Annotated in this window: 15 protein-coding genes; 3 read left to right on the top strand and 12 right to left on the bottom strand. The window is 50.5% G+C overall.

The features are described from left to right. Positions 1 to 42 precede the first annotated feature (42 nt). The 5 genes from ACZ5PT_RS14965 to amaB all read right to left on the bottom strand — a co-directional run bounded on the left by ACZ5PT_RS14965 (position 43) and on the right by amaB (position 5,999). On the bottom strand, positions 43 to 702 hold the full coding sequence (locus tag ACZ5PT_RS14965) for a 3-oxoacid CoA-transferase subunit B (protein WP_464263829.1): 660 nt from the start codon (positions 700 to 702) through the stop codon (positions 43 to 45). Then, positions 699 to 1,409 carry a 3-oxoacid CoA-transferase subunit A gene (locus tag ACZ5PT_RS14960; RefSeq protein WP_464263828.1) on the bottom strand — a complete coding sequence of 237 codons (711 nt, stop codon included), beginning with the start codon at positions 1,407 to 1,409 and terminating at the stop codon, positions 699 to 701. The genes ACZ5PT_RS14965 and ACZ5PT_RS14960 overlap by 4 nt, the downstream gene beginning before the upstream one ends. 48 nt (positions 1,410 to 1,457) lie before the next feature. Continuing rightward, complete coding sequence (locus ACZ5PT_RS14955; RefSeq protein WP_464263827.1) at positions 1,458 to 3,068, bottom strand: hypothetical protein; 1,611 nt, start codon at positions 3,066 to 3,068, stop codon at positions 1,458 to 1,460. A 229-nt stretch (positions 3,069 to 3,297) separates the two neighbouring features. After that, positions 3,298 to 4,392, bottom strand: a complete 1,095-nt coding sequence (locus tag ACZ5PT_RS14950; protein ID WP_464263826.1) for a saccharopine dehydrogenase family protein — start codon at positions 4,390 to 4,392, stop codon at positions 3,298 to 3,300. A gap of 47 nt (positions 4,393 to 4,439) precedes the next feature. After that, on the bottom strand, positions 4,440 to 5,999 hold the full coding sequence (gene amaB, locus ACZ5PT_RS14945; protein ID WP_464263825.1) for an L-piperidine-6-carboxylate dehydrogenase: 1,560 nt from the start codon (positions 5,997 to 5,999) through the stop codon (positions 4,440 to 4,442). Between the two features lie 222 nt (positions 6,000 to 6,221). Between amaB and rsmD the strand changes: the two genes are divergently transcribed. Together rsmD and coaD are read left to right on the top strand one after the other, a co-directional pair. Then, complete coding sequence (rsmD, locus tag ACZ5PT_RS14940; protein ID WP_464263824.1) at positions 6,222 to 6,782, top strand: 16S rRNA (guanine(966)-N(2))-methyltransferase RsmD; 561 nt, start codon at positions 6,222 to 6,224, stop codon at positions 6,780 to 6,782. 1 nt (position 6,783) lies between these two features. After that, the gene (coaD, locus tag ACZ5PT_RS14935; protein ID WP_464263823.1) at positions 6,784 to 7,281 is read left to right on the top strand and encodes a pantetheine-phosphate adenylyltransferase; all 498 of its coding nucleotides are present in this window, start codon (positions 6,784 to 6,786) and stop codon (positions 7,279 to 7,281) included. Between the two features lie 68 nt (positions 7,282 to 7,349). On the opposite strand, the gene ACZ5PT_RS14930 is transcribed toward coaD, so the two are convergent. From ACZ5PT_RS14930 to ACZ5PT_RS14900, 7 genes are all read right to left on the bottom strand, one after another. Beyond that, a complete protein-coding gene (locus ACZ5PT_RS14930; protein WP_464263822.1) occupies positions 7,350 to 8,069 on the bottom strand; it encodes a creatininase family protein in 720 nt (239 codons plus the stop codon). 42 nt (positions 8,070 to 8,111) lie between these two features. Next, complete coding sequence (locus tag ACZ5PT_RS14925; protein ID WP_464263821.1) at positions 8,112 to 8,867, bottom strand: 7-carboxy-7-deazaguanine synthase QueE; 756 nt, start codon at positions 8,865 to 8,867, stop codon at positions 8,112 to 8,114. Continuing rightward, positions 8,839 to 9,210 carry a 6-carboxytetrahydropterin synthase QueD gene (gene queD / locus ACZ5PT_RS14920; protein ID WP_464263820.1) on the bottom strand — a complete coding sequence of 124 codons (372 nt, stop codon included), beginning with the start codon at positions 9,208 to 9,210 and terminating at the stop codon, positions 8,839 to 8,841. The genes ACZ5PT_RS14925 and queD overlap by 29 nt, the downstream gene beginning before the upstream one ends. 21 nt (positions 9,211 to 9,231) lie before the next feature. Beyond that, a complete protein-coding gene (locus ACZ5PT_RS14915) occupies positions 9,232 to 9,408 on the bottom strand; it encodes a DNA gyrase inhibitor YacG (protein ID WP_464266747.1) in 177 nt (58 codons plus the stop codon). A 153-nt stretch (positions 9,409 to 9,561) separates the two neighbouring features. Beyond that, a complete protein-coding gene (locus ACZ5PT_RS14910; protein WP_464263819.1) occupies positions 9,562 to 9,939 on the bottom strand; it encodes an EAL domain-containing protein in 378 nt (125 codons plus the stop codon). An 11-nt stretch (positions 9,940 to 9,950) separates the two neighbouring features. Beyond that, entirely contained in the window at positions 9,951 to 10,199 is a 249-nt protein-coding gene (locus ACZ5PT_RS14905; RefSeq protein ID WP_464263818.1) for a hypothetical protein, read from the bottom strand. Between the two features lie 22 nt (positions 10,200 to 10,221). Beyond that, positions 10,222 to 11,826: an aspartate:alanine exchanger family transporter gene (locus ACZ5PT_RS14900; protein WP_464263817.1), complete on the bottom strand. Its 1,605-nt coding sequence runs from the start codon at positions 11,824 to 11,826 to the stop codon at positions 10,222 to 10,224. 754 nt (positions 11,827 to 12,580) lie between these two features. Between ACZ5PT_RS14900 and ACZ5PT_RS14895 the strand changes: the two genes are divergently transcribed. Beyond that, positions 12,581 to 13,483, top strand: coding sequence for a hypothetical protein (locus tag ACZ5PT_RS14895; RefSeq protein ID WP_464263816.1), 903 nt, complete (start codon positions 12,581 to 12,583; stop codon positions 13,481 to 13,483). Positions 13,484 to 13,675 lie beyond the last annotated feature (192 nt).

Genomic DNA, 13,675 nt, shown 5'->3' with positions numbered 1-13,675 from the left:
GGCAAACGGCGCCGAGTAACTCCCTAGCGCAGCCAGCGAAGATCACCCCGTTAACAGCTTGCCACCGGTTCTATTCTGGACATAGTCGAAACTGACACCAGGGGCCAGCTCCACGACTGCAAACCCTTTAGGGGTCACATCAACCACGGCCAAGTCAGTATAAATACGACTTACCACTGCTTTACCGGTTAACGGATAGCTGCAGGTGGCAACCAGCTTCACAGCGCCGCTCTTGGTGCAATGCTGGGTAATAACATGGATTGTTTTGACCCCAGCCACCAGATCCATGGCCCCGCCGACCGCCGGAATGGCATCAGCTTCGCCCGTCGACCAGTTGGCCAGGTCACCCCGTTCGGAGACCTGCATCGTTCCAAGGACGCAAAGATCAATGTGCTGTCCGCGAATCATGGCGAAGCTGTCGGCATGATGAAAGAAAGCAGCACCAGGAATAACCGTAACAGCTTTTTTACCGGCATTGATCAGCTCGGGATCAGCCTCCCCCGCCGCCGGGGTCGGGCCCATGCCGAGCAAACCATTTTCGCTATGGTAGATCACTTCCCGCCCGGCAGGAACGTATTTAGCCACCAGTTCAGGGATACCGATCCCCAGATTGACATAGGCGCCGTTGGGGATGTCCAGGGCGGCCCGTTTAGCCATCTCTTCCCGGCTCCAGCCCAATACCTGCTGCTGCGCAATCGTCATGGATACCTCCTCCCCGCGGCGACCAGTTCTGATTCCTGAGCGGGATGAGCAACGGTAATAACTCGCTCGACAAAGATTCCTGGAGTGACCACCACTTCCGGGTCGATGGCACCAACAGCAACCAGATCGCCGGTTTGCACAATGGTCGTCTTCGCCGCCATTGCCATGATCGGCGCAAAGTTGCGGGCGGTTTTGTTGTAGGTCAGATTGCCGTAGCGATCGGCAGCTGCGCATTTGATCAGGGCAAAGTCAGCCTGCAGGGCATATTCCATGACATAATCGCGACCAGCGAAGTTGCGTTGCTCCTTGCCTTCGGCAAGGGGGGTATTGACTGAGGTGGCGGTATAGAAAGCCGGAATGCCGGCGCCACCGGCGCGAATCCGCTCGGCCAGGGTCCCCTGAGGTACCAGCTCGAGCTCAATCTTACCGCGACGGTAGAGTTCAGGAAAAACCTTAGAGCCGACGGTCCGCGGATAGGAGCAAATCATTTTGCCTACCTGACCATTTTCAATCAGCGCCGCCAGGCCAACATGACCACTGCCGGTGTTGTTGTTCACCACCGTCAGATTCCCGGCACCCTGATCGATCAGGGCGTGAATCAGTTCAATCGGGCTGCCAGCTTCGCCGAAGCCACCGATCATAACCGTTGCACCAGCGAAGATGTCTGCGACAGCATCCGCAAGTGAATCGATACACTTATCAATCATCGTGCCCCCTATGGGATTAAACCGACTCTATTGTTTACCCGCGCAGGCTTAAGCCAACCGCTGGCGCAGGGTTTCCGCCAGACGCGCTTCGATCTCCTTGAGCTCATCCTCAAAGAAGAACTTCTCGGAATCAAAAGGCAGCAGCAGATCGATCTTGTTCTTCTGCTCGTCGTACTTGGCGTGAAAAACGCGGTTCATCCATTCCATATTTCGTCCTTCAGTAAACTGCAGGGCGAAGCACTTCTCGCCGCCAATCACCGAGGTTCCGAGAATCGCCAATTTACCGGCCGAGATGGTCATCGAAATATGCCGCGAAGGGCGATTGATCGAGGAAAGCGAGTTGTAAATCTTACTGAAAATCCGTTCAATATCGGCCAACGGCGCGGCAAAATAGTGATGTTCACCGGTCGGACGCGCAGCGTACATGGAGTGGAAGCCAATCCCCAGCATCGCCAGGATATTGGCCAGATCGATCCAGTTTTGCGCCGACTTATCGACATCAACCTTCCCGTTTTCATCGGTGAACAGGCTGATGTGGTTCATGATCGGGCTCTGGCTGCGCATCATCACCCCATGGGCTTTTAGTCGGCGGATCGCAGCGAGTGTGCGCGGATTCAACAGTTCACGCGGGGTGGAGAAATGCGCCATCCAGGCCATCTGAATGCCGTTGTCGGTCAGCAGATCAAACAGTTCAAGCATCTTGTCGTAGTGACGACTGAGGATCATCTCCGGATGAAAGGTCAGCGCCCGCGAGCCAAGACGAATGGTGCGGATATGGCTCAGCGCTGGATCCTCAATGATCGGCCGGATGTACTGTTCAAAGCGGTTAGCGGGCATAAAACCGCCGTCACCTCCGGTGATCAGCAGGTCTGAAATCTCTGGATGGAGTTTGACGTAGCGATGCAGCTGCGCGATATCCTTCTGCAGGAACATGTCTTCGTCGCCGCGCACCTGGGCATGCCGGAAACAGTAGGTACAAAAGGAGAAGCAGTTCTGGGTGCTGGTATCGAAGATCAGCTGACACTGCGGGTATTTATGCTGGCTGCCGTCAAGGAACTCGACCTCCCCGGCGGAGTTTTCAAACCAGGGCTTGTTGAGCTGCTGATTGCCATCGTGGGGATTGGTCTTTTCGGCATACTCGCTGACGACCCGGCCGCGCTCCTGTTCAGTCGCGGCCGCAACATAGGCGGCGGTCGGTTCGGGAGCGATCATGCCGGGCTGCGGCAGCACCAGTTGATAGACAGCATCGGTTTGGTAATTGCCCCAGTTGATGCTGTTTAAGGAATGGCTGGTTGCTAAAAAGCGGTACACCTCAATATAAAATTCACGTTCCTTGATCTGGCTGAGTTCAATCCCGTTCGCTTTAAGGATCGCACAGACCTGACGAAAACCATCCAGGCCGGCGTAATTCGAACCGTCCTTGAACAGGAATGGTTTGCTTTCCAATAGCCCGGAATGCTGTGGGTAGGAGGATTGCAACCGACTCAACAGGCCGACAGGGAGAAGCTTTTCTGCCTTGACGATCCGTCGGGCGTCGGTTGAGAACTCGTATCTGTCCAGCATCGCCTCGACATCGGCGAGCTGAACAATGAGATGCCGCTGCTGCGCGACTGCAGATTGCTCAGCTTCGCCCAGTTTGGCTGGGGTTGACTTGCTCATGTCCATTGCTCCTGTTCCCTAACCTCTCCATCCTGTTGCGCGGCGTAGGCACTTAAGGTTGTGTTGTTTCCCCCCTCCATAATATCACGTCTTACCCAAATGCCGTCGCAACCGACCTTGCGTCATCTCCATAACCAAGGGCGGCTGTTTCGAGAATGAACCATCGAGAAACGATCTATGCCAGCAATGGCCGTCACCGTTGATGCTGGCATAGACCGCGCCAAGACCGTTAGCTATCGCGTGTCCCGCCATGAACTCGGCCGGAATATAAACGTCCGTTTTTGGTCTCTAAGAATTTATCGAGATCAATCTCTTCCTGCTTGATAAACCCCTTGTCGGACAAGGTCCCGTTACTCACCAGTTCGATAACAGCACAAGCGGATGCGGCAGTCGTCCAGGAAATTGCTCGCCATTGACGCCCGGCAATGGACACCGGTCGGTAGGCATTGACAAACTCCTCGCGAACCAGACCACCTTGGTGCCAGCCTTCCGCCGAAGCGTGGACGTAAACCACATCATCACTGACTGGTGGCTTGGCATGCACCAGAATCTCGCCGGCTTTTTTGCGATCATCACGCATCAGGAGTTCGTGAAAAAAGAAATTCATCAACTGCGCATGCCCGGGATAGCGCATCGACTTGTAGTCCAGATTATCGACAATACCCGCATAAGTCTCACACATGGTCCCAAGGCCACCAGAGGTGGTAAACGCCTCGAGTTGAATCCCATCGATAACGATTTTCTCCAGCCATTCCAAGGGAGAAACCCATTTATGCTCACCATGTTCAATCACCTCGCAGTCATTAAGATACTCGTTGACCACTCCTTCAGGTGACCAGTTAAAGGCATAAGAAAGTAACCCGGTCGGATGACTGGGAAGAGCTCCGACGCGCAGCTTGATGTTTCTGATTTTATCAAATCGATTGGCCACGGAAGCTCCGACAATGGCAATAAATCCAGGCGCTAAACCGCATTGTGGTGCCATCACCGCAGTGGCGGTTTTACTCATGTCGATGATGGCCTTGGTGGTTGGCACATCTTCGGTGAGATCAAAATAATGGATTCCAAGCTTATGGGCAACGCTGGCGACGCCAAGATTAAAGCTGTATGGAAGACATGAAATAACCGCGTCGAAACCCTGCATGGTTTTTGCCAATTCGGCGCTACTGCTGACGTCTAAAGCCTTAACCGAGAAGGGATAGTTTTCATGAATTTGAACGTCGGCTCCAGTGACCACGAACCCGGTTTCATGGAGCATCGAAGCCATCAACGAGCCGACTTTCCCCAGACCAAGGACCAGAGTCGAGTTGACTATTCTTTGCATAATTCAGTCTCCCTCTTAACAATTAATTCAATGCAACTCAGCTTGCTCTAAATGTCGAACTTGATCCCTTGGGCCAAGGGCAGAGTTCTGCCGTAATTTATGGTGTTGGTTTGACGCCGCATATAAGCTTTCCAGGCATCCGAACCGGACTCACGACCTCCGCCGGTTTCCTTTTCTCCGCCAAAAGCGCCTCCAATTTCTGCACCTGAAGTTCCGATATTAACATTGGCAAGCCCGCAATCCGAACCGACTGCGGACAAAAACTCCTCCGCTTCAAGTAGATTCTGGGTAAATACTGCGGAAGAGAGACCCTGCACGACATCGTTTTGCAGTTTTATTGCGCGGGAAACATCACCTTGATACTTGATTAAGTAAAGGATCGGCGCAAAGGTTTCTTCCTGAACGACTTCATAACTGTTTTCAACCTCAACAATGGCCGGCACCACATAGCAACCGGACTCATAGCCTGCACCGTTCAGAACCTCACCACCGTATATAAGCTTGCCACCTGCTTTACTGGCACGGTTAAGTGCTGTTTGGAAAGCACTGACCGCCGCGGTATCGATCAGAGGTCCGACATGGTTCTCCTCATCGAGAGGATTGCCGATTTTCAGTCCGGCATAAGCCTTGACGATACTTTTTGCGACCTTGGCGTAAATCGATTCATGAATAATAAGACGGCGCGTTGTGGTACAGCGCTGCCCGGCGGTCCCAACGGCACCAAAGACAATGGCAGGCAGCGCCATTTTGAAATCGGCGTTTGGTGTCAAAATAATTGCGTTATTGCCGCCAAGTTCAAGGATAGCCTTGCCAAACCGTTTCGCAATAATCTGGGCTCCGTGGCGACCGACTTCCGTCGAACCGGTAATCGAGATCAAGGGTACGCGCTTATCATTGAGTAACTTTTCGCCGACCGACGAGCCGCGCCCGACGATGAGACTGAACAGACCCTCGGGAAGGTCATTTTCACGAATGACATCGGCTAAAATATTCTGCACGGCGATAGCACTTAAGGGTACCTTGGATGATGGCTTCCACAGGATACTATCACCGCAAACCGTCGCAATCATGGCGTTCCAAGACCAAACCGCGACCGGGAAATTAAAAGCGGAAATGACACCAACGACCCCAAGGGGGTGATACTGGTCATACATGCGGTGATATTCCCGTTCAGAAACGGTCGTTGAACCGTAAAGCTGACGGGACTGCCCGACGGCAAAATCACAGATATCAATCATCTCCTGAACTTCGCCCTTCCCTTCCTGCAGAGATTTTCCCATTTCATAGGAGACGAGCGCACCGAGAGCATCTTTATATTTGCGCAAGCGCAAGCCAATCTGACGGACCACTTCGCCACGCTTGGGTGCTGGAACCATCCGCCATTGTTTGAAGGCCTCCTCCGCTTTGGCAACGATCCTTTCGTAATCTTGCAATGAAGCAAGATAAACGCTGGCAATATGTTTTCCATCAACGGGGGAGACGATCTTTAACTCCCCCTGATCGGTCGTGGTGTTCCACTCCTTCCCGGTCGAAGCGCCGTAGTTTTTTTCTTTAACCCCAAGCTCTTGCAAAAAATCCGTGGGCAGTTCTCTACTCTCTGAAGTCATGGTGATTCTCCTCGTTCAGTGTCAAACTCGCCAGCTTAAGACCCAGGCCGTACAAGCGAAGCTCCGCTGGTCGGCCCGTGACAGTTGGTAGCGCCAAAAACCAGCTAAACAATTTAGGTATGCAAACAATCGCTTCCCATAGAGCTTCTTTTTTGATTATTACTTGAACTTGTCGGTCGAGTTCGGCAAAGTGTGCAGACTTGCACTTAGGGAGATTTTAACATGAGAATCATCAGTGGCACAGCTCGAGGCCGTCAATTAGCAGCATTTACTGGAACCGATATCCGCCCGACTCCCGACCGGGTCCGTGAATCCTTGTTCAGTATGCTGAACAGCCGCTTCGGGTCCTTCACCGGACTGAAGGTTCTAGAATTGTTTGCCGGCAGCGGTGCACAGTCTTTAGAAGCTGTCAGTCGTGGCGCCGACTCGGCTATTATGGTCGATTCAGGAAATCAGGCGATCAAGCTGATGGAAGAAAATATCAAGCGCTGCAAACTTGAAGCAAAGGTCCGCTTCGTTAAAAGGGACGCCCTCCAAGCGTTACCAGGCCTGTCTGCCTCCGCCCCTTTCGACCTTATCTTACTTGACCCTCCCTATAACCAGGGGTTAATGGAACCAATATTGAAAAAAATTGAATCCTTGCAACTGCTTAGCGAAGATGGAATAATCTGTGCCGAATCGGATTCTAATGAAGTACTCGCAGACTGCGGCAAGCTCAAACTAACCGAGAACCGCAAGTATGGATCAACGATGATCCATTTATTTATCTGGAATGAGGATTGAAATGAACCGACACATCGCTATCTACCCCGGCTCGTTCGACCCCTTTACCAACGGGCATCTGGATATTGTCCAACGGGGACTGGAAATATTTGAAAAGGTAATTATTGCCGTTGCCAATAACTCTGACAAGAAGAGCTTTTTCACCAGCCAAGAACGAGTAGAAATCATTTCCGAGCTCGTTGCGGACAATCCTCGGGTACAGGTTGACGCTTTTGATGGTCTGCTGGTTGATTACGTGATAAATAAAGAAGCTCGGGTGATTTTACGTGGCCTGCGCGCGGTGACCGACTTTGAATTTGAGTTTCAGCTTGCGCAAATGAACCATATCGTCTGTGAGCAGGTAGAAACACTGTTTATGATGACTTCTCCGGCCTGCGCTTATTTGAGTTCTTCCGTTGTTAAAGAGGTCGGCCGACTCGGTGGAGATATCAGCAAATTTGTTCCACCATCAGTACTGCGGGCGTTAAATAAAAAGTTTGCTGAGACGAAAAACAAATAGACAGGACCAGAAACAGGGGGACAGATATGTCCCCCTGTTTTGTTAATGGCAGCAGTTTTTAGCAGAACCTACTCTTCCCACCCCTCCAACTTATCCACTAGCGCGGAAAGAGCGCTGACCACAAGCTTTTCCAGCGCGGCACCTTTGCTAGCGGTCGCTTTTCCCGGATCCCCCCAAACGCCACCCGGCCAATATTTTTGTTTATTGCGAACCAGAATGCCGCTGGGAAACGTCGGAAATTCTCGCGGGGCACTCCCCTTTACCAACTGCGGATGAGAATTAAGAATGCGCGAGGTTTCAATTTCTCCGGCGTGAGAATCTCCTTCAGTTTCAATTAGATGACGTCCTTCTTTGCTGGCCAGCATATATTCCGTCAGCACGGCAATTTTAAGATCAGCGAAGCGTTGCAGCAATATTTCACCGGCATCGGTCAAGGCAGCCATATGCGTTCCGCCGGCATGTCCGCTAAGCAGAACAAAGCTGCGCAATCCCTGAGCATAGAGCGCGGACACAATGTCGATGGTTAAGGCCTTGAGGGTTTCAGTTGTAATGCTGAGTGTGCCTGGATGCTGGCTCGTGGAGCGACAGACGCCATAATGAATCGGTGGGGCAACAAAGATGGAACGAACTTCCGCCAAGCGACGGCCGACCTCAATTGCATGCAACGTATCGGTCGCCAACGGCAAATGACAACCATGTTCTTCGGTAGAACCAAAGGGAATCAGCACCGACTGGGTTTTCTTTAGCCCGGCTGAAAATTCGTCCATAGTCATCTCTGCAATCAGCATACTGCCTCGCGTGAAACGGTTCAGGTATTACATGAAGGGATACTAGAGAAGACCCATAAATCTATGGGTTTGAGGGATGACCCGGACATTACCATGAATCGCAGAAACAAACTTCTGCATCTCCAGAAGTCGCTGGGTTGAAACGGCACCTCTATCACCAATTGTCACCGGTTGCAGGATCAGTGGAATATCAGCTGAGACATCGGCAACCAACTCGGCACCGAGTTGGATTTCGAGATCAGGGGTCGAATCGGAGACCACCATTTTTACGTAACAATTGGTCTGGTTGGCCAGGCGCAAAAACCGTCGGTGGTCCTCCCAGCGGGTAATCAGACCGGTCAGAGAATTAAGTTTGATATCCATCGAAATCCAATCGATGTGCGGCAGAACCTGCTCAAGTTCGTCCGGCAGCGTGCCATTGGTCTCGAGATAGATTGGCAACAATTTGCGCAATTCGGGCAACCAGGCAGCCAAAATTTGATGCTGAGACAGTGGCTCACCGCCGGTCAGGCTAATAGAATGGTGAGCTGCGGGTGCCTGTTCGCACCAGCGATCGATCATCCCATGAACCGAGGATAAGCTAATGGGATTGACCAGCCCGGTTAATTTCCCGGAACCGGGAGGATCTTCACACTGGCATTCTTCGACGGCAGCAAAATCGGTGTCACAATAACGACAGTCGAGATTACAGCCGGCAAAACGGATAAACACCTGACGACAACCGACTAAAACCCCCTCCCCTTGTATCGAGGAGAAGATCTCAACTAGATCAGCTTGCGGTGTAACTGGCACAGGCATTATCGGATTCCCAAACGGTTATTTTGGCGACGCAGACATCAAATTCCTGCAGTGCAATGACCAGCTCATCGTAGACATACTTGGAAATATGCTCAGATGATGGGCTGATATTTTTGAACGGTTCAAGATCATTAAGATACTTATGATCGAGCCGATCCATAATGTTATTGGTGCGTTTTTTAAGAATTTTAAAATCTATCCCGAGGCCGGAAGTATCGAGGGTTTCAGTGGTGACCGTCGCTTCAACCTTCCAGTTGTGACCATGCAGATTTTCACAGTCGCCATCATAATTGAGTAAATTGTGCGCAGCGGCAAAATGGGTATGGATCGTCAAGTGATACATGGGGTCTCCTTCAGCGGACAACTAAAATTCGAGATCGTCATCCCGGTCGTGTTGTGGGGCCTTGCCACCATCAATTGCATATTCTTCACTTGCCCAGCGGCCAAGGTCGACCAAACGACACCTCTCCGAGCAAAAAGGACGGTAAGCATTTCCTTGCCATTCTGACTCAGTGCCACAACGGGGGCATTTAATTTTCATATTTGTCATTTTGTTATCATAATGGGAAACAGGTTGAAATGATATGGGCGAAGTGAAAAGTCCCGAAACCTTGAGGTTATAGGACCAGCAAACGTTAAGAGCGCAGAAACTACCCCAATCAGCCACAGTATTCAATAAATTTTATCCCGGATATCACTCAGAAATTGTAGCCGCCAACATTTCAGATAATTGCTCTGTCGGGATCGCCTTACTGAACAGAAATCCTTGAAATTGAGTACAGTTCAATTCCTGCATAAATTCCAGTTCGGAATTTAATTCTATCCCTTCTGCGACCGTTGACAAGTTGGGACTTTTCGCCAGAAAGACAATGGTCAACACGATCGCCCGCCTGTTGGAGTTTTGCGTAACCGCCATGGTGAAACTGCGATCAATTTTCAATTCGTCTACGGGTAATTTACACAAATAGTTAAGCGATAAGTAGCCAGTACCAAAATCATCAATCGATAACTTGATACCCATCTCCTTTAAACTGTTAAACAGCACAATCTTTTCATCAATGTCAGCAATCAAAAAACTCTCTGTCAATTCAAACAGAATATCGCCACTTCCAGTAAATCAGTGTTCGATATGTATCCTATTCCAAGAAAAGCCCATGATCTTGTAATCATGGGCTTTTCACGTTCTATGGAGGATGACTTATAGGATAGTTTTTCTACAGCCTCAACGAAACGGATATCCTCTTCGCAGGGTTCCTGATGCCAGGCGTAATCGGTGTAACCACGGTCGAAAACAACGTATGAGCCCTTGGGCAACTCCAGCTTTCTGGCCATATTGATTTCATGCTGACGTTGCTTACATGAGAGAAAAAATGTAGACAAGAACCTTGGTGGCGACAATCATTCCAATTAGCCCGACCGGATAGACTGTCGCGTAAGCTGAAGAGGGGTAAGATGACTTGGTGTACGAGTTTATAGCTGCAAGCCCTGGGGTACTCGTCATACCGCCAGTTAAAACACCAAGCATCCGTAAAAACGGGATTTTCAGGACATACTTACAGATCGCGACGCAAGCAATCATTGGAACTATGGTCACGACAAGTCCAGCGACAATCAGTTCAGCTCCCTGGGCTGCTACGGTCTCAATGATGGTCGCCCCGGTCTTGGTTCCAACCGTGGCTAAAAAGAACATAAGACCAAGCTCTCTTAAAAATGAATTAGCGGTCGTTGGCATTTCCCAGATAAACGGACCGGTTTTGTAGAGATAACCGAGAATGAGTCCTGAGACCAAAACCCCGCCGGTAATCCCTAGGGAGAACTGGCCGAGCAAGGGAAAGCTAAAGGGGATCTGGCCGATGACAAACCCGGCAACGAGACCTATCAGGATAGGAAGAAGGCTAACCTTATAGGTCTGCTTCACATCATTGCCGAGTATCCGACTTACATTTTTCAGAGCATCCTCTTCACCAACGACATGAATGATGTCACCAAGATGGAGCTTTATGGTGGCGGATGCGGGGAGATCCATCTCGTTTCGGGTAATACGGGTCGCCTGGACGCCAAATGTTTCCCTGAGGTTCAAAAAGCCTAAAGTGTGCCCCGCTGCGCTTTGCTTGGAAACAACAATTTTCTTCTTGGTCAGGACCTTGTTGAAGGCTATTTCTCCAGCAACAGGTTTTCCCAAAAAGAGTTCAATTCGCGATAAATCCTTTTCTCGACCGGCAATTCTGAGTTTATCTCCTGCACAAAGAATAGTTTCACCTGTCACCAGTATTGGTTCCTTTGCATCTTTCCGTAGCAACCGAGTCAGAACGACAGGAGCTATCTCTTTAAGTTTCAGATCGATTATTTTCTTTCCAAATAAATTGGTGTTTGTCACCTCGACATGGTGAAAGGTAAAGGGTGGATTGTTCTCGGTTCTCTCCTTGCCAAGACTGATTTCTTCATTCTTGATATCGATTCGGAGAATGCTGGGAAGGAGATTAACAAAGACAATCACACTGATGATGCCACCGGCGTAGGTCACACCATAGGCAGCGGCAGCATTACCTTCAACAGCCTCAACAGCGACAGCCAGGCCAGGAGAGCTGGTCAGGGCCCCGGCAAACAGACCTGCTCCGGTGGAAGCATCAAAACCGAACAACCAGCTACACAATACTGTCATCAGTCCGGCAACGACGATAATAGTTAGGGCACCAATGGCGAGATTAATACCCTGCTTTTTGAATGAAGTAAAAAATCCCGGGCCAGCGGTTACTGCAACAGAATAGATAAAAAGGACCAGCCCGAGAGTCTGGAATTCAGCTGGCAGGGTATAGCCGAAGTGGCCAAAGGCCATGGCAACAAATATTATTGCCGCAGAACCGAAGGAAAAAGACTTGACCCGAAGGTGACCAAGAGCCTCACCAATAATGATAATCGCAAACAGCAGAAAAACGGAATTTGATAATAATGTTGACAAGATGCCTCCAAGTATATGACCGGGCGCAAGTCCGAGCAGCACTGATTGGAAAAAGCCAAGAGCACAGAGGTGGTCCCGGTTGATCGGACAGGTCGACGGCGGAAATAAGGTGGAAAGCCTTCATGGTTATGCCGCCAGTTTGGTGACCGGACCGGCGTAGTTTTGCCGGTTTTTGCCAATATGCCTCATCCGGTGTTCAGTCGTCCAGACTGGAATGAGGCCGCTGGTGATTGTAGCGGTCAAAGTAATTGCTCTACCAATAGGTAAACTGAAGCTTCATGATATAAGAGAATGACTAAATGGTCGCAGAAAGGAACCGACGCTGAGCTATGTGTTTATCGTAAGTGCACCCTGCTCTTTTGTTTAGTTGTTGAGTGCCAGGACATCGATAACGGATTTTAGTGCCACAACATCGCTGACACTCAACAAATAGGCACTTGAACAGGCCAGGGAATAGCTTTTTGTGCGAATCGTCGGTGAGTAATTCCTCATCTTTATTGATCGTAACTGTGATCAAATATTTGTCCTACTAGGATTAGTGATGCCGAAATCAGCTTTTAATGCCATTGAGGGCAGTGTGCGGATTTTTTTGAGTGGAGCTAAGGTCGCACTCATTGCATGCGATGAAAATGAATTGCCCCTCAAGCCGGCAGAGCGATGCTGAGTTTTTATTAGCTGTCGAAATTGGCGGCGTCAACTATTAATTCGCGCCGAGCGCAAAGGGTTTTTCTGGCCGGCGCAGAGTGTGATCTAGTTGCTCAAAAGTCTGTCATACCAACGCTATGAAGGTACCCCGGCAACAACCGGCTTTCTGATTTGTCGAAGTCAGTTGGATGATTTTCTCGCAGACTTGAAAAAGACGCACTACGATTGGCTTGATCTGGGTGAGGACCGGCGCAGGATTTACGCAGATTTTTTTCGTAATCCACTCTCTTATCGACTGGTTGATGGTCACCGATCGTTGTTCGTTGGCGATATTCGGATGAATATCAAAGGAACGATAGGGCTGAATTCTCCAGGTCCGGGAGATCAGATCGAGCAGTTTGCGCATCGCAGAACCCTGAATCTGCTCTCCAGCGCGGGAGAAGGTTCCTTTGCGATCTATGTCAACACGTCGTCAGAAGTCGAGATCGTGCTCGATACCGACCAGATGCTGGTGTGGCGTAAGGGCTACTGGGGGCTTTACGATCCAGATATCATGCGGGAGTTTTTGAGCGGGCGGCTCGACAAACGTTCTATCGAGCACTTGGCCTGGACCGTTTATGCTCTCTCCAACTCTCGGCACGGGACGGTTGTTTTGGTGGCGGACGATGGTACCGACCTGGATGTTTTGCGCAAAGGTTCTGTCGGTGGGCGAGACCCCCTAAGCCGGGCGTTGATACGACATGTCCGGGGTAAGAAAATTGGCGCCTTAAAGCGATCGGGAGAGTTGATCCGGATTCTTTCATCTGATGGGCTGACGGTCATCAACCGCCGAGGAGAGTTGCTTGATACCGGCGTGATTGTCGATACCTCCAAGGTCGGCGATCTGGTGACTGGCGGAGGGCGAACGACTGCTGCGACATCGGCCTCCCATTATGGGTGTGTGGTCAAGGTGTCGGAAGATGGCCCGGTGGAGTTATATAGAGCAGGACAAAGTCTTTATCGCTTTGGTTAGCTAGCCCTATGAACGAGATTCGCGTGCGGTCATCTGCCATGCGCCCGCTTATCTTGAAAATCCCCGGAAATAGGTTTGGCCCTTAGGATCCGGAGATCCTTATTGGGACAAGCCCCCTAGGTTGACGACTGGTGCTAAATAGCGCAAGCTCCCACTCGTTTTGCACCATAGTTGTCATAAATACGGGGAGCT

Source organism: Desulfuromusa ferrireducens (assembly GCF_055389805.1).
Note: the sequence above shows the minus strand (reverse complement) of the source record. Positions and strands in the feature narration are given on the sequence as shown.